Origin of the sequence: Streptomyces sp. NRRL B-24484, assembly GCF_000717715.1 — a bacterium.
Classification (GTDB): Bacteria; Actinomycetota; Actinomycetes; order Streptomycetales; family Streptomycetaceae; genus Kitasatospora.
The window spans coordinates 186744-206351 of the sequence record NZ_JOAI01000013.1; the positions used below are offsets into that span (position 1 = coordinate 186744).

17 protein-coding genes are annotated in these 19608 nt (G+C 73.7%); 9 read left to right on the top strand and 8 right to left on the bottom strand.

The window, feature by feature from the left end; genetic code table 11:
* Positions 1–82 precede the first annotated feature (82 nt).
* From IE98_RS0114785 to IE98_RS0114800, 4 genes are all read left to right on the top strand, one after another.
* Positions 83–1096, top strand: coding sequence for a polyprenyl synthetase family protein (locus IE98_RS0114785; RefSeq protein ID WP_030268994.1), 1014 nt, complete (start codon positions 83–85; stop codon positions 1094–1096).
* A gap of 63 nt (positions 1097–1159) precedes the next feature.
* Positions 1160–1822, top strand: a complete 663-nt coding sequence (locus tag IE98_RS0114790) for a response regulator transcription factor (protein ID WP_030268996.1) — start codon at positions 1160–1162, stop codon at positions 1820–1822.
* A gap of 174 nt (positions 1823–1996) precedes the next feature.
* Positions 1997–3967: a 2-oxoacid:acceptor oxidoreductase subunit alpha gene (locus IE98_RS0114795; protein ID WP_030268998.1), complete on the top strand. Its 1971-nt coding sequence runs from the start codon at positions 1997–1999 to the stop codon at positions 3965–3967.
* A complete protein-coding gene (locus tag IE98_RS0114800; RefSeq protein ID WP_030269000.1) occupies positions 3964–5007 on the top strand; it encodes a 2-oxoacid:ferredoxin oxidoreductase subunit beta in 1044 nt (347 codons plus the stop codon). Before IE98_RS0114795 ends, IE98_RS0114800 begins: the two co-directional genes overlap by 4 nt.
* A 75-nt stretch (positions 5008–5082) precedes the next feature.
* Here the strand turns inward: IE98_RS0114800 and IE98_RS0114805 are convergent, their stop codons facing one another.
* On the bottom strand, positions 5083–5739 hold the full coding sequence (locus tag IE98_RS0114805) for a DUF5701 family protein (RefSeq protein WP_052390523.1): 657 nt from the start codon (positions 5737–5739) through the stop codon (positions 5083–5085).
* A gap of 69 nt (positions 5740–5808) precedes the next feature.
* Here IE98_RS0114805 and IE98_RS0114810 point away from each other — a divergent pair, with 69 nt between their 5' ends.
* From IE98_RS0114810 to IE98_RS0114820, 3 genes are all read left to right on the top strand, one after another.
* Complete coding sequence (locus IE98_RS0114810) at positions 5809–6609, top strand: TetR/AcrR family transcriptional regulator (RefSeq protein ID WP_052390524.1); 801 nt, start codon at positions 5809–5811, stop codon at positions 6607–6609.
* Between the two features lie 98 nt (positions 6610–6707).
* A complete protein-coding gene (rarD, locus tag IE98_RS0114815; protein WP_052390525.1) occupies positions 6708–7727 on the top strand; it encodes an EamA family transporter RarD in 1020 nt (339 codons plus the stop codon).
* Positions 7728–7904: 177 nt separating this feature from the next.
* Positions 7905–8345, top strand: a complete 441-nt coding sequence (locus IE98_RS0114820) for a hypothetical protein (protein ID WP_030269014.1) — start codon at positions 7905–7907, stop codon at positions 8343–8345.
* 36 nt (positions 8346–8381) lie between these two features.
* Here IE98_RS0114820 and IE98_RS0114825 read toward each other — a convergent pair whose 3' ends face one another.
* The 3 genes from IE98_RS0114825 to IE98_RS0114835 are packed head-to-tail and all read right to left on the bottom strand — an operon-like array spanning position 8382 to position 11468.
* On the bottom strand, positions 8382–9263 hold the full coding sequence (locus IE98_RS0114825; protein WP_030269017.1) for an ABC transporter permease: 882 nt from the start codon (positions 9261–9263) through the stop codon (positions 8382–8384).
* Complete coding sequence (locus IE98_RS0114830) at positions 9250–10272, bottom strand: ABC transporter ATP-binding protein (protein WP_030269019.1); 1023 nt, start codon at positions 10270–10272, stop codon at positions 9250–9252. The genes IE98_RS0114825 and IE98_RS0114830 overlap by 14 nt, the downstream gene beginning before the upstream one ends.
* Before the next feature lie 2 nt (positions 10273–10274).
* The gene (locus IE98_RS0114835; RefSeq protein WP_063748927.1) at positions 10275–11468 is read right to left on the bottom strand and encodes a LolA family protein; all 1194 of its coding nucleotides are present in this window, start codon (positions 11466–11468) and stop codon (positions 10275–10277) included.
* A gap of 324 nt (positions 11469–11792) precedes the next feature.
* On the opposite strand from IE98_RS0114835, the gene IE98_RS0114840 reads away from it, so the two are divergent.
* Positions 11793–12890 (top strand): ADP-ribosylglycohydrolase family protein, encoded by a 1098-nt coding sequence (locus tag IE98_RS0114840; RefSeq protein ID WP_030269024.1) that lies wholly within the window; start codon positions 11793–11795, stop codon positions 12888–12890.
* 33 nt (positions 12891–12923) lie between these two features.
* On the opposite strand, the gene IE98_RS0114845 is transcribed toward IE98_RS0114840, so the two are convergent.
* The 3 genes from IE98_RS0114845 to IE98_RS0114855 all read right to left on the bottom strand — a co-directional run bounded on the left by IE98_RS0114845 (position 12924) and on the right by IE98_RS0114855 (position 15077).
* The gene (locus tag IE98_RS0114845; RefSeq protein ID WP_030269030.1) at positions 12924–13133 is read right to left on the bottom strand and encodes a DUF397 domain-containing protein; all 210 of its coding nucleotides are present in this window, start codon (positions 13131–13133) and stop codon (positions 12924–12926) included.
* On the bottom strand, positions 13133–13993 hold the full coding sequence (locus tag IE98_RS0114850) for a helix-turn-helix domain-containing protein (protein ID WP_030269032.1): 861 nt from the start codon (positions 13991–13993) through the stop codon (positions 13133–13135). Before IE98_RS0114850 ends, IE98_RS0114845 begins: the two co-directional genes overlap by 1 nt.
* A 355-nt stretch (positions 13994–14348) precedes the next feature.
* Entirely contained in the window at positions 14349–15077 is a 729-nt protein-coding gene (locus IE98_RS0114855; protein ID WP_030269033.1) for a GOLPH3/VPS74 family protein, read from the bottom strand.
* A gap of 322 nt (positions 15078–15399) precedes the next feature.
* Here IE98_RS0114855 and IE98_RS44605 point away from each other — a divergent pair, with 322 nt between their 5' ends.
* On the top strand, positions 15400–18207 hold the full coding sequence (locus IE98_RS44605; protein WP_052390527.1) for a D-alanyl-D-alanine carboxypeptidase: 2808 nt from the start codon (positions 15400–15402) through the stop codon (positions 18205–18207).
* A 159-nt stretch (positions 18208–18366) separates the two neighbouring features.
* Here the strand turns inward: IE98_RS44605 and IE98_RS0114865 are convergent, their stop codons facing one another.
* Positions 18367–19422 carry a YhjD/YihY/BrkB family envelope integrity protein gene (locus IE98_RS0114865; protein ID WP_234443541.1) on the bottom strand — a complete coding sequence of 352 codons (1056 nt, stop codon included), beginning with the start codon at positions 19420–19422 and terminating at the stop codon, positions 18367–18369.
* Positions 19423–19608: the final 186 nt, after the last annotated feature.

The following is a 19608-nucleotide window of genomic DNA, read 5'->3' on the forward strand; positions in this document are numbered from 1 at the left end:
CTAGTGCGTGCAGCAGTACGCGCAGAGGCGGCGACCAGGGGGACCAGGCCGCTGGGAACGACCAGGGACAGGAGTGGTCTTCGTGACCGTCGTGGGGCCCTTCGGGCTGAGCGTGCAGGACCGCGATCTGACCCGTGACGTCCAGACCGGGATGGACGCGGTCGAGACCGCGCTCGCCGAGGCGGTGAAGAGCGAGGTTCCGTTCATCACCGTCACCGCCAGCCACCTCATCGAGGCCGGCGGCAAGCGCTTCCGCCCGCTGCTGGTCATGCTCGCCGCCCAGTTCGGCGACGCGTACGCGCCCGGCGTGGTGCCGGCCGCGGTCGTCGTCGAGCTCACCCACCTCGCCACGCTCTACCACGACGACGTCATGGACGAGGCCCCGGTGCGCCGCGGCGCCCCCAGCGCCAACTCCCGCTGGGACAACTCGGTCGCCATCCTCACCGGCGACTTCCTCTTCTCCCGCGCCTCCCAGGTCCTCGCCGACCTCGGCCCGGAGGCCGTCCGGATCCAGGCCGACGCCTTCGAGCGCCTCGTCACCGGCCAGATCCTGGAGACCGCGGGCCCCCGCCCGGCCGACGACCCGCTGCAGCACTACCTGGACGTCATCGCCGGCAAGACCGGCTCGCTGGTCGCCGTCTCCTGCCGCTTCGGCGCCCTGATGTCCGGCGCCGAGCCGTGGATGGTCGACATCCTCACCCAGTACGGCGAGCGCATGGGCACCGCCTTCCAGCTCGCCGACGACGTGCTCGACATCGCCAGCGACAGCCACGAGTCCGGCAAGACCCCGGGCACCGACCTGCGCGAGGGCGTCCCCACCCTGCCGGTGCTGCTGCTGAAGCAGACCCCGGTGGACGAGGAGGACCCCGCCGACCTGCGGCTGCGCGAGCTCCTCGACAGCGACCTCGCCGAGGACGACGAGCTGCACGCCGAGGCGCTGCGCCTGCTGCGCCGCCACCCCGCCCTGGAGCGCGCCCGCCGGGAGACCCTGCGGTACGCCGAGGAGGCCCGCGCCCTGCTCGACCCGCTGCCCGAGTGCCCGGCCAAGGCCGCCCTGCAGGGGCTCTGCGACGCGGTCGCGATCCGTACCATGTGAGTCACGGGTGAGACCGGGCCGGTCACGGGGGCGGCCCACCGTGTCGAAGGGGGATCGTCACCAATGCTGCGCGTCGTGATCGCGGAGGACTCCGTCCTGCTGCGGGAGGGCCTCACCAGGCTGCTCACGGACCGGGGGCTGGAGGTGGTCGCCGGCGTCGGCGACGGCGAGGCGCTGCTGAAGACCCTCCACGACCTCGCCCAGGTCGATGCCCTGCCGGACGTGGTCGTCGCGGACGTCCGGATGCCCCCCACCCACACCGACGAGGGCGTGCGCGCCTGCGTCACCCTGCGCGGCCTGTACCCGGGGGTCGGGGTGCTGGTGCTCTCGCAGTTCGTCGAGGAGCGCTACGCCGGCGAGCTGCTGGCCGGCTCCACCCGCGGCGTGGGCTACCTGCTGAAGGACCGGGTCGCCGACGTCCGCGAGTTCGCGGACGCGGTCGTCCGGGTGGCCGGCGGCGGCACCGCGCTCGACCCGGAGGTCGTCCAGCAGCTGCTCATCCGCAGCCGCCGCGGGGACGTCCTGGAGGGCCTCACGCCGCGCGAGCGCGAGGTGCTCGGGCTGATGGCCGAGGGCCGCACCAACGCGGCGATCGCCCGGCAGCTGGTGGTCTCCGACGGCGCGGTGGAGAAGCACGTCAGCAACATCTTCCTGAAGCTCGGCCTCGGCCAGAGCCCCGAGGACCACCGCCGGGTGCTCGCGGTGCTCACCTACCTGAACTCCTGACCGCTCACGTCCGCTCCCGGTTGCCCGTCGATCGAAGATGGCGCATCGAGCGACTCCACGTGCCCGAGTTCCGGTCCGGTGATCCCCGTCCGCCTTAGGATGCGAGTGGTGCACCAGGCGGACGGGGCACACGGCTCACGCCCGCGGCTGGCGCCCACGAGGAGGTCCGCGGCAGTGACCAGTCAGGTCGATCAGTCAGAGGCAGTGGACGGCTCGGACGGGGGCGAGGGCCGGGCCGGCTCGGCGCCTCCTTCGGCCAGGCAGGGGCGTCCCGTGAAGCCCACCCAGCGGCTCGACCGGGTGATCATCCGGTTCGCCGGGGACTCCGGCGACGGCATGCAGCTCACCGGGGACCGCTTCACCTCGGAGACGGCGTCCTTCGGCAACGACCTCTCCACCCTGCCGAACTTCCCGGCCGAGATCCGGGCACCCGCCGGCACCCTGCCGGGCGTGTCCAGCTTCCAACTGCACTTCGCCGACCACGACATCCTGACCCCGGGCGACGCCCCCAACGTGCTGGTGGCGATGAACCCGGCCGCGCTGAAGGCCAACCTGCCGGACGTGCCGCACGGCGCGGAGATCATCGTCAACACCGACGAGTTCACCAAGCGCGCCCTGGCGAAGGTCGGCTACGCGGCCGACCCGCTCGGCGACGGCTCGCTGGACGCCTTCCGGCTGCACAAGGTGCCGCTGACCACGCTGACCCTGGAGGCGCTCAAGGAGAGCGGCCTGGCCCGCAAGGACGCCGAACGCGCCAAGAACATGTTCGCGCTCGGCCTGCTCTCCTGGATGTACCACCGGCCGACCAACGGCACCGAGGCCTTCCTGCGGCAGAAGTTCGCCAAGAAGCCCGACATCGCCGAGGCCAACATCCTGGCCTTCCGCGCCGGCTGGAACTTCGGCGAGACCACCGAGGACTTCGCCGTCTCCTACGAGATCGCCCCGGCCGCACTGCCCCCAGGCACCTACCGCAACATCTCCGGCAACCTGGCGCTCTCCTACGGCCTGATCGCCGCCGCCGAGCGCTCCGGACTGCCGCTGTTCCTCGGCTCGTACCCGATCACCCCGGCCTCCGACATCCTGCACGAGCTGTCGAAGCACAAGAACTTCGGCGTGCGGACCTTCCAGGCCGAGGACGAGATCGCCGGCATCGGCGCCGCCCTCGGTGCGGCCTTCGGCGGCGCGCTCGGCGTCACCACCACCTCCGGCCCCGGCGTCGCCCTCAAGTCGGAGACCATCGGCCTGGCCGTCTCCCTCGAACTGCCGCTGCTGGTCGTGGACATCCAGCGCGGCGGCCCGTCCACCGGCCTGCCCACCAAGACCGAGCAGGCCGACCTGCTGCAGGCGATGTTCGGCCGCAACGGCGAGGCGCCCGTGCCCGTCGTCGCCCCGGCCACCCCCGCCGAGTGCTTCACCGCCGCCCTGGAGGCGGCCCGGATCGCGCTGACCTACCGCACCCCGGTCTTCCTGCTCTCCGACGGCTACCTCGCCAACGGCTCCGAACCCTGGCGCGTCCCCGCCGTCGACGAACTGCCCGACCTCGCCACCGACTTCGCCACCGAGCCGAACCACGAACTGCCCGACGGCAGCCGCGCCTTCTGGCCGTACAAGCGCGACCCGCGCACCCTGGCCCGCCCCTGGGCGGTGCCCGGCACCCCCGGCCTGGAGCACCGGATCGGCGGCATCGAGAAGCAGGACGGCACCGGCAACATCTCCTACGACCCGGCCAACCACGACTTCATGGTCCGCACCCGGCAGGCCAAGGTCGACGGCATCGAGGTCCCGCCGCTGGACGTCGACGACCCTCACGGCGACGCCCGCGTCCTGGTCCTCGGCTGGGGCTCCACCTACGGACCGATCACCGCCGCCGTGCGCCGGGTCCGCGCCGACGGCGGCCGCATCGCCCAGGCCCACCTGCGCCACCTCAACCCCTTCCCCGCCAACCTCGGCCAGGTGCTGCGCGGCTACGACAAGGTCATCGTCCCCGAGATGAACCTCGGCCAACTCGCCCTGCTGCTGCGCGCCAAGTACCTCGTGGACGCCCAGTCCTACAACCAGGTCCGCGGACTTCCTTTCAAGGCCGCCCAGTTGGCCGATGTGCTGCACGCGGCGATCGGCACCCTCGACGCGGAGGACCAGCGATGACCGAATTCCGATCGCTCTCCCTGGTGCCCAAGGCGGACGGCCCGCAGAGCGCCAAGGACTTCAAGACCGACCAGGAAGTCCGCTGGTGCCCCGGCTGCGGCGACTACGCGATCCTCGCCGCCGTCCAGTCCTTCATGCCCGAACTCGGCATCCGCCGCGAGAACACCGTCTTCGTCTCCGGCATCGGCTGCTCCTCGCGCTTCCCGTACTACATGAACACCTACGGGATGCACTCCATCCACGGCAGAGCGCCGGCGATCGCCACCGGCCTCGCCACCTCCCGGCGCGACCTCAGCGTCTGGGTGGTCACCGGCGACGGCGACGCCCTCTCCATCGGCGGCAACCACCTGATCCACGCCCTGCGGCGCAACGTCAACCTGAAGATCCTGCTGTTCAACAACCGGATCTACGGCCTCACCAAGGGCCAGTACTCGCCCACCAGCGAGGTCGGGAAGATCACCAAGTCCACGCCGATGGGATCCCTGGACGCGCCGTTCAACCCGCTCTCGCTGGCGATCGGCGCCGAGGCCACCTTCGTCGCCCGCACCATCGACTCGGACCGCCAGCACCTGCAGTCCGTGCTGCGCGCCGCCGCCGAGCACCAGGGCACCGCCCTGGTGGAGATCTACCAGAACTGCAACATCTTCAACGACGGCGCCTTCGAGGTCCTCAAGGAGCCCGGCACCCGCGACGAGGCACTGATCCGCCTCGACCACGGCCGGCCGATCCGCTTCGGCGCCGACCAGGGCGTCTTCCGCGGCGCCGACGGCGAACTCGCCGTCCGCACCGTCACCCCGGAGAACGAGGCCGAGGTGCTCGTCCACGACGCGCACACCCCCGGCCCCGCCACCGCCTTCGCCCTCACCCGGCTCGCCGACGCCGACACCCTGCACCACACCCCGATCGGGGTGCTCCGCTCCGTCGAACGGCCGGTCTACGACGACCTGATGGCCGAGCAGCTGGAGCGCGCCGCCGCCGACCGCGGCCCCGGCGACCTGGGTTCCCTGCTCACCGGCCACGACACCTGGACGGTGGTCTGACCGGATGCCCGCGGGCCCCGGGGGAGCGCCCCCGGGGCCCGCGGCGTGCCCGACCGGTCTCGGGTCCGGCGGGTCTCAGGCCCGGCCGCCGGCCGAGGCCATGCCGAGCCAGCTGTGCGGGTTGCCCTCCCAGCACCAGCCGAGCTTGGGCGCGCCCTTGCTGATCCACAGCGCGGGCACCCGGCGGTCGCCGCAGCGCGAGGCGCCGAGCGAGAAGCACTTGTTGGTGGCGAGCAGCTCCGGGTACTGGACGACCAGGGCGAGGCCCTCCTCGATCGTCAGCGGGGTGCGGCCGCGGTCGGCCACCGCCGCCATCGCGTCCCGCGGGACGGCGCCGCAGAACTCCTCGCCGCGGTCGACGTCCAGCAGCAGGTAGGCCCGGCCGTCCGGCAGCGGCACGGTCGGGACGAAGCGGGCGAGGTCGCCCTCCGGGTAGTGCCGGTCCACGACCCCGGGGCGGGTGCGGCCGGCGAGCGTGGTCAGCGGCACCACCTCCTCGATCGGCACCGCCTCCCGGGTCACGACCAGGACGAACGGCACCCGGCCGCCCTCCGGCGGTGCTCCCGGGCCGGCGGCCGCGCGCAGCGGCTCCAGCAGTTCGGTGAAGCCCTCCTCCGGCAGCCCGGCCAGGGCCGGGTAGCCCAGGGCGGTCAGCCGCCGCACCTGTCGGTCGAACTCCCCGTCGAGCGTCCCCTCGGACACCCCGCTGAACGCCCCGTTGAACACTGTCATGTGCCTCCCATTCTCCGTACTGAGTACAGTGTACAACGTACGGAGAATTGCGGTGGGAGAATCCCGGGCATGTCGAGCGACCGCAGCAGTGCAGGTGACCCGGCGCGCACCCTCGCGCTGCTCTGGGGCGGGGGAGAGGCGCGGCCCGGCCGCCGCGGCCCCCGCCAGGCCCGGACGGTGCCGGAGATCGCCGCCGCCGCGATCGCCCTCGCCGACGCCGAGGGCCCGGCCGCCGTCACCATGCGCGCCGTCGCCCAGCGGCTCGGTCTCTCCCCGATGGCGCTCTACACCTACGTGCCGGGCAAGGCCGAACTGCTCGACCTCATGCTCGACACCGTCTACGCCGCCATGTCCCGCCGCACCCCCGCCGACGGCGGCTGGCGGGCCCGGACGGCCGCCGTCGCCGACGACAACGCCGCCCTGTTCGCCGCCCACCCCTGGGTCGCGGAGGTCGCCGCCGGCCGCCCCCCGCTCGGCCCCGGCCTGATGGCCAAGTACGAGTACGAGCTGCGCGCCCTCGAAGGGCTCGGCCTCGGCGACGTCGAGACGGACGCCGCCCTCTCCTTCGTGCTCGGCTTCGTGCACAGCTGTGCACGGGCCGCGGCCGACGAGCGGGCCGCCGAGCAGGAGAGCGCGATGAGCGACGAGCAGTGGTGGGCCGGCAACGCCGACCTGCTCGCCAAGGTCTTCGACCCCGAGCGCTTCCCGACCGCCGCCCGGATCGGCGCGGCCGCCGGCGCGGCCCACGGTGCCGCCTCCAGCGCGGCCCACGCCTATGCCTTCGGCCTGCAGCGGGTGCTGGACGGGCTGGCCGCGCTCGACCCCGCGGGCCGCCGCGGGGGAGACCCCGGCCCGGAACCTGGTGCGTGAGGCAACTGTCATGACCAAAATGTGGATACGGGCGTGACATCTTCCGTTTCCGCCGCTACCGTCGAGCCGGTACTCGCGCGCGTGAGGAACGGAGCGGCATGAACGAGGAGCACGACACCGGCCGCGGATTCTGGTACGGCGCCGCCGCCTACGGCATGTGGGGCCTGTTCCCGCTGTTCTGGCCGCTGCTGGAGCCCGCCGGGGCCGTCGACATCCTCGCCAACCGGATGGTCTGGTCCCTCGTCGCCGTCGTGCTGATGCTGCTCGTCCAGCGCCGCTGGGCATGGATCCGCCCGCTGCTCGCCCAGCCCCGCCGACTCGCCCTGGTCGCCCTCGCCGCCGCCGTGGTCTCCGTCAACTGGGGTGTCTACATCTGGGGCGTCAACTCCGGCCACGTCGTCGAGACCAGCCTCGGCTACTTCATCAACCCGCTGGTCACGATCGCCTTCGGCGTCCTGCTGCTCCACGAGCGCCTGCGCCGCGCCCAGTGGGCCGCCGTCGGTATCGGCGTCCTCGCCGTGGTCGTCCTCGCCGTCGGCTACGGCCGCCCGCCGTGGATCGCCCTCACCCTCGCCTTCAGCTTCGCCACCTACGGCCTGCTCAAGAAGAAGGTCGCCCTCGGCGGCATGGAGAGCTTCGCACTGGAGAGCGCCGCGATGTTCCCCTTCGCGCTCGGCTTCCTGGTCTGGCTGCAGCTGCGCGGCGAGGGCAGCTTCGGCCACGCCGTCGACGGCAGCTCCGCCTGGGCCCACTCCGGGCTGCTCATGGTCAGCGGCCTCATCACCGCCGTCCCGCTGCTCTGCTTCGGCGCCGCCGCCGTCCGCATCCCGCTGACCACCCTCGGCCTGCTGCAGTACCTCGCGCCGGTCTTCCAGTTCCTGATCGGGATCACCGTCTTCCACGAGTCGATGCCGCCCGCCCGCTGGGCCGGCTTCGCCCTCGTCTGGGCCGCCCTCGCCGTCCTGACCTTCGACGCGCTGCGCCGGATGCGGGCCGACCGTGCGGCCCTCGCCGCGGCGGCCGCGGCCACCGCCGCCGTGCCGGCGGCCGGCGCCGCGGAAACCGGCGGGAAGACCTCCGGAACCATCCCCGGAACGGCCCCCGCCGTCACCCGCTGAGACCGCCCGAACGCGCTCCGCGCGGGGGCCGTTCGCACCGGGAATCCCGCTGTGAAGAAGTCCCCGCCGGATCTCCTCAACCCAGGTCTCGGACTGCTAACGTCCGGGGTGCCACCGCTGCCGGACGACGGAAACCCCGTTCCGCGCGAGCGCTCGCACGGCCACAGGAGGGTTGTGATGGTCCACCTCACGGGTCAACTCACAGGGCAGCTCGCCCGGCCGTTCCGCCGTGTCGCCACGAGTCCGGGACGCGCCGCGCAGACCCTGCGCGACGCCGCCGACGACCTCCTCGCCCGCGGTGCCGCCCTGCGCCTGCCCGCCGTCCGGCGCGAGCTCGACGCCGCCGAGAGCGGCGACCTGCTGGTCACCGGCACCCCCAGCAGCGGCACCGTCCGCATCGAGTGGCAGCGCCACGGCCGCCCCGCGATAACCCTCGACGGCCCCTACCGGCTCGACCGGGTCGACCTGAAGGGCTCCCACCGCGCCCGGCTGTACGGCCTGACCGCCGGCGTCCGCCTGGTCTGCCCCGAGTGGTCGCCGCTCTTCCTGATCGCCCCCGCCCAGCTGCCGGTGCTGGCCTGCGCTGCCGCCGCCTCCCGGATGCTCCCCGTCCGCTGACGGCCCGTCCGCCGAACCCCGGACGGGCCGGCCGGATCAGACGGTGACGTCCCGGGCCGTGAAGCGCGCCCAGGCCGCCGAGCCGAACACCGCCACGTACACCGCCTGCAGCCCCAGGTTCTCCAGCACGTTGTCCCAGTACATGCGCTCGCGCAGCAGGTCCGAGAAGCTCAGCCACCGGTGGGTGAACAGGAACGGCTGCACCGCGTGCAGCTGCGGGAAGCTGTCCAGGATCTGCACCGTGATCACCAGCACCACCGTGGTCGCCATCGCGGCGATCCCACTGCCCGTCAGCGTCGACACGAACAGGCCGACCGCCACCAGCCCGGCCAGCGACAGCGCGACCACCCCCGCCACCAGCACCGCCCGCAGCAGCGCCTCGCCGACCCCGATCGCGTCCCCCGACAGCAGGGTCACCTCGCCCAGCGGGAACAGCACCGCCCCGGTGGCCAGCGCCGACAGGGCCACCACCCCGGTGGCCGCCAGGCAGAACGCCAGCGCCGCGGAGAACTTCGCCGCCAGCAGGCGCGTCCGCCCGGCCGGGGCGACCAGCAGGTAGCGCAGCGTCCCGGTGGCGGCCTCGCCGGCGACCGAGTCCCCCGCCACCACGCCCACCGTCATCGGCAGGAAGACGGGCAAAGTGACGGCCAAGGCCGTAAAGACCAGGAAAAGCCCGTTCTGGGTCACCTGGGCGACGAAGGCCGGCCCCTCGCCGCGGCTGCCGCCGGTGTGCACCCGCACCACGACGCCGATCAGCACCGGCAGCGCCGCCAGGATGCCCAGCATCGCGATCGTCCGCGCCCGGCGGAAGGTCATGGCCAGCTCACTGGTGAACAGCGCCGCGTACCCGGCCGCGCCCGCCCGGGGCCGGTCCGCCGCCAACGCGCCGCCCTGCGGCACCGCCTCAGCCCGCGACATCGAATCCCTCTCCGGTCAGCGCCACGAAGGCGTCCTCCAGCGTGCCCCGCTCCACCGCGAAGCCGCGCACCCGCACCCCCGCGCCGACCAGCGCCGCGCACAGCGCCGGCAGCGCGTCCTCGCCCTCCGGCGGGAGGCCGTCCACCGACCCGTCCGCGAGCTGCAGGTCCGTCACCCCGTGCTCCTTCAGCACCCGGCCCGCCTCCTCGGCGTCGGCCGTCCGCACGACCAGGCGGCCCTGCGCCCGGGCGGCCAGCTCGGCCACCGTGCCCTGCACCACCAGCCGCCCGCGCGACATCACCGCCGCATGCGTGCAGACCTGCTCGATCTCGTCCAGCAGGTGCGAGGAGAGGAACACCGTCGTACCGTCCGCCGCCAGCTCCCGCACCAGCGCGCGGATCTCCCGCATGCCCTGCGGATCCAGGCCGTTGGTCGGCTCGTCCAGCACCAGCAGCTCCCGCGGCCGCAGCAGCGCCGCCGCCAGCCCGAGCCGCTGCTTCATCCCCAGCGAGTAGCCGCGCGCCTTGCGGCCCGCCGCGGCCGACAGCCCGACCCGCTCCAGTGCTGCGGCCACCCGGCGCTCCCTGGTCCGCGGGTCGGCGGTCGGATCGGCCGCGTCGAAGCGCACCAGATTGGCCCGCCCCGACAGGAAGCCGTACAGCGCCGGGCCCTCGATCAGCGCCCCCACCCGGGGCAGCACCGCGCCGACCGACTGCGGCATCGGCGCCCCCAGCACCGACGCCGACCCGGCGGACGGCGCGATCAGGCCCATCAGCATCCGGATCGTCGTCGTCTTGCCGGAGCCGTTCGGGCCGAGGAAGCCGAAGACGCTGCCGCGCGGCACCACCAGGTCCAGCCCGTCCACCGCCGTCCGGTCGCCGAACCGCTTGGTCAGACCGCGGGTGCGGATCGCCTCCCCGGACGCGCCGGCGGGGGCCGGGCCCGCGAAGGCCCGACCCCCCGACCGCTCCGCCGGGCCCGACCGCTCCGCAGAAGGGGCGCCGGCCACGGCTACTTCACCCCGGCCGCGTGCTGCAGCACCGGCAGCGTCACCGCACCGGCGAACACCCGGCCGTCGTCCGTCACCAGCACGTTCACCACCTTGGTGCCGATCAGCGTGCCGCCGCCGACCGGCTTGCCGAACGCCTTCACCAGGGACAGCGGGTTCTGCGCCGCGCCCTTGGACCCGTGGCCGCCGTCCCGGCCGGGCACCTCGCCGACCGGCAGCCGGGTCGAGACCACGGTCGTCCAGCCCTCGCCCGTCACCTGCACGTCCGGCGCGCCACCGGCCTGCTTCCCGAACGGCTTCCCGTTCGGCGCGTCGTGCCCGGCCAGCTGCCCGTCCGCCCGGTGCTCCGTCACCTTCGCGCCCTTCGGCGGGGTGAACGAGAACGTCGAGGCGGCCGGCCGGTCGAACGACACCTTGCTGTAGTGCACGTCCAGCACCGGCCCGCCGGAGACGGCCGTCGCCTGCACCGAGAGCGGCACCCCATGCTCCGCGTCCACCGCGATCCGCACCCGGGCGATCGTCGAACCCTGCCCCTTCGGGGTCAGCGTCAGCCGGTACGCGTCCCGGCCGGCGACCTTCATCGTGCCGTCCACCGCGACCGTGGTGGTGCCGGAGGCGAAGGCCAGGAACTGCTTCGCCGCGTCCTGCGGGGTCACCGGCGGCACCGACCGGTCGGAGTGCTTGCCGGCGCCCTGCGGGGCCGTCAGGTGGACCGCCTCGTTGGAGGAGCTGTCCCACGCCCAGACGTTCGCGCCGTCGTGCACCAGCTCGTAGCCGGCCAGGTTGTCCACCAGGCCGATCCGCTGCCGGTCCGGCCCGTCGACCGCCACCTGCAGGGTGTGCTGGCCGCCCAGCAGCTCCGCCAGCTTGGCCTCCGGCTGCGCACCGCCCGACGCCGAGGGGCCCGCGCCGCCCTGCCCCGCGAGCCCGCCCGCCGCGCCGAGCAGCTGGGACGGGACCCCCAGGTCGGCCTTGACCTGGACGGTGCCGGACAGCGCCTCGGTGTCCGAGCCGAGCGCCTTCGCCACCAGCTGCTCCGCCGTCACCGACGGCAGGTCCGGCCCGGAGTCACTGGCCAGCGCGGGCACCAGACCGACACCTGCGGCCACCGCCGCCACCACCGCGACCGGAACAGCCACCCGCACCAGCGTCCTGCGGCCGGACCGGTACGGCGCCCCCTGCTCCTGCTCCGCCATCTCGTTCAACCCCTCCGAGTCGTCGCTTGCTTGCACTCTCCATTAGAGGCGCCGCGGGCCGCCCCGGCATCGCCCCGCAGGGCTGGATCCGGGTACGCCCGTCGTCGCACCCGACCCTGAGGCGGTCTCAGGGTCGTATCGGCCCCGGGTCGTAGCCCGTCCGTGGCGGGGCGCCGCAGGGCCCGGTGCGGCCCCGGGGCGGGTGTGCGGGCGGCGTGGAGGTCCACCACCCCGGCACCTGCCCGTACGGTTCTTCGAATACAGTGCAGGCTCCCGACCCGCCGCGGCCGCAGGCCCGCCCCGGACGAAAGGCGAAGACCCGTGATGCCCCTGTGGTCGCGCGCGCAGCAGCAGGACTTCCGCAGCCGGGTCCGGGGCTGCCTGCTCGGCGGGGCGGTCGGCGACGCGCTCGGGGCCGGGATCGAGTTCGACTCGCTGGAGAAGATCCGGGCGGCGCACGGACCGCTCGGCGTCACCGGCTACGTGCCCGCGTACGGGCGGCGCGGCGCGGTCACCGACGACACCCAGATGACGCTCTTCACCCTGGACGGCCTGATCCGCGCGCACATCGGCCGGGACACCGGCACCTGGCACCCGCCGACCGACGTCCACAAGGCCTACCTGCGCTGGCACGCCACCCAGCAGGACTGGGGACCGGACGAACGCCGGACCGAGCTCGGCTGGCTGGGCCGCCAGGAGTGGCTCTACGCCCAGCGGGCGCCCGGCCAGGCCTGCCTCACCGGCCTCTCCGGGCCGGACGCGGAGCGCCTCGGCACGGTCGACGCGCCCCGCAACCCGCACTCCAAGGGCTGCGGCACGGTGATGCGGGCGGCGCCGTTCGGCCTGCTGACCGCCTGGGACCCGAGCCTGGTGTTCCAGCTCGCCGTGGAGTGCTCCGTCCTGACGCACGGCCACCCGACGGGCTACCTGGCGGCCGGCGCCTTCGCGGTGATCGTCCACGCGGTGGCCCGCGGCGGCACGCCCGAGGAGGGCGTGCACCTCGCCCTGGCCCTGCTCTCCGAGCGTCCCTCGCACGAGGAGACCACCACGGCCCTGCGCGCCGCCCTGGACGCCGTCCGGGCCGGCGAGCCCACGGCGGAGCGGGTCGAGGCGCTCGGCGAGGGCTGGGTCGCGGAGGAGGCCCTGGCCATCGGCGTCTACTGCGCGCTGGTGGCGGAGGACGTGCGGTCCGGGCTGCTGCTGGCCGTCAACCACTCCGGCGACAGCGACTCCACCGGCTCGATCTGCGGGAACCTGCTGGGCGCGCTGCACGGGGAGACGGCGCTGCCCGCCGATCTGTTGGCGGAGCTGGAGGGACGCGGCACGATCCTGGAGATGGCGGACGACTTCGCACTGGAGCTGGTGCACGGGCCGGAGCTGCACGGCACGCCCGGCTGGGCGGAGCGCTACCCGGTCGGGTGAGGACCGCCGGGTAGCGCACAACGGCGGTGGGCGTCAGACCTCGCCGAAGGCACCCGCCGCGACGGCCGTGGTGAAGGCGGCCCAGGCGGCGTTCGAGAACTGCAGTCGGGGGCCCTCCGGGTCCTTGGAGTCGCGTACCGCGATCGTGCGGGTGTCCGGGACGGCGATCTCGACACAGGCGCCGTTGCCGCCGCTGTGGCTGCTCTTGCGCCAGGTCGGATTGGTCGTGGACGTGGTGGTCATTACCTGAACCCCTCTGCAATGGTGTGCATCAGTGACCGACTGTCCGCGACACTCAGCGCCGCGGCCCGCAGGTGGTCGTACAGATTGGTATAGCGGCGTACGTCGGCCTCCTTCTCCAGGTAGAGATCGCTCGTCACCCCTTCGAAGTAGACAACTGTCGAATCGGCAGACTCGGGGAACTCCATCAGGGAGAATGTGCCGCTCATGCCCGGATGCGCCCCGTGGCTGAACGGGATCACCTGCAGGTTGATGTACGGCCGCTCGCTGAGCGCCAGCAGCCGGCAGAGCTGGTCCGCCATCACCGCCCGGCTGCCGACCTCGCGGCGCAGCACCGCCTCGTCTATGACGACCCACAGGCTGCCGAGCCGGTCCTCGTTCTCGTCGTCTATCCGCAGCTGGCGCTTCATCCGGACCTCGACCCGGCGCTGCACCGCCTGGGCGTCGTAGTCCGGGAAGGTGCCGGCGACCACGGCCGCCGCGTACTCCCGGGTCTGCAGCAGCCCCGGCACGAAGGAGGACTCGTACGCCCGGATCGAGGAGGCCTCCGCCTCCAGGCCGATGTAGACGCTGTACGGGATGTCGCCGAACTCGTGCCACCAGCCGCGCTGGCGGGACTCGCGGGCCATCTCCATCAGCCCGGCGCGGACCCGCTCGTCGGCCACCTCGTAGACGTCGCACAGGTCCCTGACGTCCCGTTGACTGATGCTGCGCCGGCCGTTCTCCAGTCGGCTGATCTTCGACTGGGAGACCATCAGGCGGCCGGCGACCTCCTCGGCGGTCATGCCCTTGAGCTCGCGCAGGCGCCGGAGTTCGGCGCCGAGCCTGCGGCGGCGCACGGTGGGATTGACGCTGGCGGACACATCGACCTCCGGCCGGACCTCTGGCACAGACGGCAGCGCTGCGCCTCGGAACAGTGTGGAAATTGGTACCAACCCCCCCTGACGTGGAGAGCATGCCACCTCGCCTCTGCTCCGTGCGGGGGAATCCTCCCAGCGGACTAGAACAGATCATCGGAAAAGTGTGTAATCGGGATGGCATGCCTTGCACTTGGTCGTCCCGCGCGGTACAAGCCGGCGTCGGCGCGGTGTCCGCACTCCTACCCCGCCGCGACGCACCGAACGCCCGCCGGCGGGTGACACGACGAAGGGCGGCCCGCCCGGCAGTCTTCCTGCCGGGCGGGCCGCCCCTCACGAACTCACGTACGGCGCGGGCCGATCAACGCGCGCCCACCCGGGTGGCGACCGGCCGGCCGCCCGCGGCCGGCCTCGCCGCGGGGTGTCCGCCCGCCGCCGCCGGGGCCGCACCCCGGTTCTGCTGGGCCGGCAGGCCGTTCTGCACGTCCATCACCGCGTGCGCCACCATCCCGCCCAGCGGGTCGTAGCGGATCAGGTCCCGCAGCCGGGACCGCGAGGAGCGGCCCTCGTTGCCGGGATAGAGGTGCTTGCCCAGACCCACTGCGTGCGCCAGCGCGGCCAGCGCGGCCGTCCGCGGGTCCGGCGGGACGCCCGTACGGATCGCGGTGTCCAGGCGCTGCTTGATCGCGGCATTGGTGCAGTCGTCCGACGCCTGGTACCGCGTCGTCGGCAGCACCCCGCAGACCTGGCCCGCCACCGCGGTCACCATCCCGCAGCGCTCCAGGTGCGCCAGGTACATCTGACGCAGGCCCAGTCGGGGCCCGCCGATCCAGTGCGACGCCCGGACCGCACTGCCGCGCCGTCGCAGCAGCTCCAAGGCGTGGTCGAGGGTCGGATCACCGGTCGGCCGTGCGAGAACCACGGCGATCCGGTCCCCGTCCGGGGCGATGCGTCCGGCCAGGGACAGCTCGACCAGCTGCGCCCCGGCGAGTCCGAGGTCGAGGGTCTGGGGCTGCGCAGTGGTACCCGTGGTCGGGTCCAGTGCGAGCAGCAACAGCTCCTCGGGAATTGTTCTGCGGCTCCTGCCCATCCAAGCCTCCCCGCGTGGATGAGAGACAGCGTGACGCCTCTCACACGGGCTTGTCGAGTACGCCTCCGAATCGTGACCTTGGCACGGCAGGCTGGAACCGGTGCCCCGCGCCCGGCGTCTGAGCCGGGGACGGGCCCGGACGGGCAGAAAAACGGCCGGTCGGGCGGGGTGTGCGCGACTGACGCGCCACCGGTGGCGGAGACTGTACAGACATCCCGACGGGACGAGAACCCGTAGGAAAAAATGAAGGATCGGCGCGGCCCTCGGCCCGCCGGCCCGGGCGGGCAGCCGGTCCGCCGGGCGGACGAGGAGGAGAGGGTCAGTGGGCGAGTCCCCCGACACAGGACGGCGCGACGGGGCGGCCGAGGGTTCGGCGACGAAGGAGGACACCGCAACGGCGCGCACCGCCGGGCCGGCCGCGTCCCCGGAGCCCGCGGACCGGAGGGAGCCCGCGGACTCCGCAGAGCCGGACGCCGTCGAGTCGGACGTTGTCGAGTCGGACGTTGTCGAATCGGAGGCTGTCGCGTCGGACGCGGAGGAGCGGACCGAGTCGGACGCCGCTGCCGATGCCGGTGCAGGTGCCGACGACACCGCGGCCGAGCAGCCGGAGGACCGGGACGAGGACGAGGCGTCCGGTGAGTCCGTCGAGTCCGGTGAGCCCGCGAAGGGTGGGGCCGAGGACTCCGACGAGGACCGCGCTGCCGCGGCCGCCGGCTCGGGCGGCTCGACTGTCCACCTCCGCCTCCGGAGCACCGACAAGGCCACCACCGCGCTCCGCGTGCCCGTGGACAACGCCACCACCGCGCTGCGCCTCCCGCCGGAGGCCCGCAAGCCGGCCGCGTCCGCCACCGGCTCCACCGACGCTGCCGAGGCCGGTGACCAGCCGCCGAGCGACGTGACCACCATGCTGCGGCTCCCCGCGGACGCGACCCGCAAGGCCGCGGACAAGGGCGGTGCGGACAAGAGCGGCGCCGAGAAGATCGGCGCCGACAAGGGCGGTGCGGACAAGAGCGGTGCGGACAAGGGCGGTGCCGACAAGGGCGGCGCCGACAAGGGCAGTGCCGAGAAGCCGGCTGCCGCCGCACCCGCCTCGGACGCCACCACCATGCTCCGGCTGCCCGCCGACGCGACCCGCAAGGCCGCCGACAAGAGCGGCACGGACAAGGGCGCCGAGAAGAACGGTGCCGAGAAGAACGGTGCGGGCAAGGGCGGTGCGGGCAAGGGCGGCGCCGACAAGGCTGGTGCCGAGAAGCCGGCCGCACCCGCCCCGGATGCCACCACCGCACTGCGGCTGCCCGCCGAGGCCCGCAAGGCCGCCGACGCTCCGTCAGCACCGGCCGCCGCCGGCAAGGCCGCGGACACCGGGGCCGCCGCCGACGACAGCGCCGACACGGACAGCGACAGCGACACCGACTCCGACACGGGCACCGGCACCGGCACCGGCACTGCTCCGGCGTCCACCGGGACGGCGAAGGAGTCGGAGGCCGCTGCCCCCGTCGACAACGCCACCCGTGCGCTGCGCCTCCCCGTCGACAACGCGACCCGGGCGCTGCGGCTGCCCCCGGAGGCCCGGACGCCCGCCGCGGCCCCGGCCGAGGACCCCGACAAGCCCTCCGCGAAGTCCACCGACCCGCGCCTCGCCATGCGGGACAGCCGCGAGGTGGCCGGTGCCGCCCTCAAGGACGCCGGCAAGCCGGTCCGCGGCACCGCCCCCGAGCCCGCCCCGGTCCCCAAGCCCGAAGCGGAGCCGCGTCCCGCGCCGTCGCGTCCGGAAGCCCGGCCGACCCCGCCCCCGCCTCCGCCTCCGCTGCCCGTGGCGGACCCGGCCCCCGTGCCGGCGCCCGCCCCGCTGCCGGAGAACACCATCGAGGCGATGGAGGTGCTCGCCACCCTCAGCGCCCGCCCGGCCAGCCCGCTGCGCCGCGCCGCCAAGCGGACGGCGATCTGGGGCCTGTTCCTCGCCTTCGTGCTCGGCGTGGTGTCGGTCGCGCAGCTGCTGCGCCCGCTGCCCGACCCGGAGACCAAGCTCGCCCTGTCCACCAGCTACACCTTCCAGGGCGAGAAGCTGGCCGTCGACTGGCCGGCCAAGGGCCAGGCCGCCGCCGCGGTGATCGGTGTGGGCCCGGTGGGCACCTCCGGCGAGCAGACGCCGGTCTCCATCGCGAGCGTCACCAAGGTGATGAACGCCTACCTGATCCTCAAGGCGCACCCGCTGAAGAAGGGCGAGAGCGGCCCGGACATCGTCGTCGACAAGGCGGCCGCCCAGGAGTCCACCGACACGGACCAGTCGCGCGCGACCCTGACCGAGGGCCAGAAGCTCAAGCAGTACCAGGCACTGGAACTGCTGATGCTGCCATCGGCCAACAATGTCGCCCGTCTGCTGGCCCGCTGGGACGCCGGCTCGGAGGAGGCCTTCGTCGCGAAGATGAACGCCGAGGCCGCCAAGCTCGGCATGACCAACACCGTGTACGCGGACCCCGCCGGCTACAACGAGGACACCAAGAGCACCGCCGCCGACCAGCTCAAGCTGGCCGAGCAGGTCATGAAGGACCCGGTGTTCCGGCAGATCGTCGCCGAGCCCGAGATGCGGTACAACAACGTCCGCATCTCGAACACCAACGACCTGGTCACCACCCAGCGCGGCAGCGTCATCGGCGTGAAGACCGGCTCCTCCACGGCCGCCCAGTCCGCGCTGATGTGGGCCGCGGTCAAGGAGATCGGGGGCGTGAAGCGGACCATCATCGGCGTCACCCTGCGGCAGCCGGCCGTCGCCGGCGTCGACCTGGCCAAGGTCGCCCAGGCGCCCAGCCTGAAGATCATCAAGTCGGTGCAGAACGGCCTCGAAGGCCAGACCCTGGCCAAGCAGGGCCAGGTCGTCGGCCGGGTCGAGGACGGGCTCGGCGGCTCGGTGCCGATCGTCGCGGCCAAGGACCTCACCGTCGCCGGCTGGTCGGGCATCACCGCCCAGCTGACCCTGGACGCCGACAAGCTCGGCCACACCGTGAAGGCCGGCACCCAGGTCGGCACCCTCTCCGCAGGCGAGGGCGAAGGCAAGATCGAGATCCCGGTCACCCTGCAGGGCGACCTCGCCCCGCCGTCCATCCTGTCGCGGCTGACCCGCCTCCTCTGACCCGTCTCCTCCGACACGGTCGGAGCGCACCGGAGGCCCCGCTGTCCCCGCCCTCGTGGCGGTACGGCGGGGCCTTCGCCGTTCCCGTGTCCTGCGCCCGCACCCGCCTCGGCCGGTGTCCTCGCCGATGCCCTCGGCCGGAGTCCCCGGCCGAGGCCCTCAGCCGCTGGCCGGGCCCGCCGCCGAGCCCGGTCCGGCCGCGGAGCCGGGCGGGGAGCCGCCGTTCCGTTCCCCGGTCGCTCCCGGACCTCCGGTCGCGCCGGGCGCCCCGCCGGCGCCGGTCGACGCCGTCCCGGTCGACCCGGTGCCGGCCGGCGCCCCCGCGGTCTCCGGCACGCCCGGGTTCCCCGGCGGTGGAGTCGGCTCGACGCCCAGCAGCGCGGCCACCCCCGGTTCCTGCGTCAGCACCCGGCCCAGCGCGATCGCGAACGTCACCGCGGTGAACATCACGATCAGCCAGGACAGCATCGTGAACACCACCCCGTACGGGCCGAACCTGCTGACGCTCTGCGTCACCGCGTGCGGCAGGTACACCGCGGCCGCCGCGTTCACCCCCACCACCGCCACCCCGCACAGCAGCGCACCCGGCAGCAGCAGTCGCCAGGCGATCCGCCCGGCGAGCAGCAGGCGCTGCGTCCACCACCAGAGCGCGGCGTCCATCACGAAGGTCAGCGGGATGCCCAGCCACAGGCCCGCGCCGAAACCGTCGTGCAGCGCGTGCTGGAACACCAGGACGACCAGCCACACCAGCAGCCACATCAGCCACCGCCAGGCGGTGATCCGGTGCGAGGCCTTCGGCAGCTCCCAGCACCGCTCGCACACCCGCTGAACGGCCCGGCTCAGCGCGGTCGCGGACAGCACGGTGATGATCACGCCCACGGCGCCGAAGCTCTGCGACACCCCGTCGTCGTGCCCGCCGCCCAGGAACGCCGCCACCTGCTGCTGCGCCGCGCCCTTCAGCCCGAGCTGCTCGCGCAGCGAGCTGACCACGCCCTCCTTGACCGAGGCCGGGGCGAACACGGCCAGCGCCATCAGTGCGGGCAGCGCACTCAGGAAGGCCTGTGCGGCCAGACGGGTGGCGCAGTCCAGCAGGTTGACCCGGACGACCTGGTGCAGCGCCCGGCCGATCAGCGGCACGCGGTCCGGCACGGCCTTGAGCGACCTGGCCTTCTCGGCCGCCCTGGCCCGCATACCCGGCTGCTGCGAACCTGCCACCCCGGCTCCCTCCGCGAGCGGGCACCCTGCGTGACCCAGCCCCCATGCTCGCCCCGCCGGTGGGACCCCGCACCCGCGCCGCCCGGGCGGAGGGTTACTTCGTCTTGTTCTTGCCGGTGATCTTGTCGAGGCGGGAGGTGATGCCCCAGGTGGTGACGCGCCAGAGGGCCTCGACGACGATGTTGC

Excerpts from the sequence above, each read along its gene's own strand:
- IE98_RS0114800 (WP_030269000.1), top strand. The coding sequence starts at position 3,964 with ATGACCGAATTCCGATCGCTCTCCCTGGTGCCCAAGGCGGACGGCCCG.
- rarD (WP_052390525.1), top strand. The coding sequence starts at position 6,708 with ATGAACGAGGAGCACGACACCGGCCGCGGATTCTGGTACGGCGCCGCC.
- IE98_RS0114855 (WP_030269033.1), bottom strand. The coding sequence starts at position 15,077 with ATGGGCAGGAGCCGCAGAACAATTCCCGAGGAGCTGTTGCTGCTCGCA.
- IE98_RS0114835 (WP_063748927.1), bottom strand. The coding sequence starts at position 11,468 with ATGGCGGAGCAGGAGCAGGGGGCGCCGTACCGGTCCGGCCGCAGGACG.
- IE98_RS0114825 (WP_030269017.1), bottom strand. The coding sequence starts at position 9,263 with ATGTCGCGGGCTGAGGCGGTGCCGCAGGGCGGCGCGTTGGCGGCGGAC.
- IE98_RS0114840 (WP_030269024.1), top strand. The coding sequence starts at position 11,793 with ATGCCCCTGTGGTCGCGCGCGCAGCAGCAGGACTTCCGCAGCCGGGTC.
- IE98_RS0114820 (WP_030269014.1), top strand. The coding sequence starts at position 7,905 with ATGGTCCACCTCACGGGTCAACTCACAGGGCAGCTCGCCCGGCCGTTC.
- IE98_RS0114805 (WP_052390523.1), bottom strand. The coding sequence starts at position 5,739 with ATGACAGTGTTCAACGGGGCGTTCAGCGGGGTGTCCGAGGGGACGCTC.
- IE98_RS0114845 (WP_030269030.1), bottom strand. The coding sequence starts at position 13,133 with ATGACCACCACGTCCACGACCAATCCGACCTGGCGCAAGAGCAGCCAC.
- IE98_RS0114810 (WP_052390524.1), top strand. The coding sequence starts at position 5,809 with ATGTCGAGCGACCGCAGCAGTGCAGGTGACCCGGCGCGCACCCTCGCG.
- IE98_RS0114790 (WP_030268996.1), top strand. The coding sequence starts at position 1,160 with ATGCTGCGCGTCGTGATCGCGGAGGACTCCGTCCTGCTGCGGGAGGGC.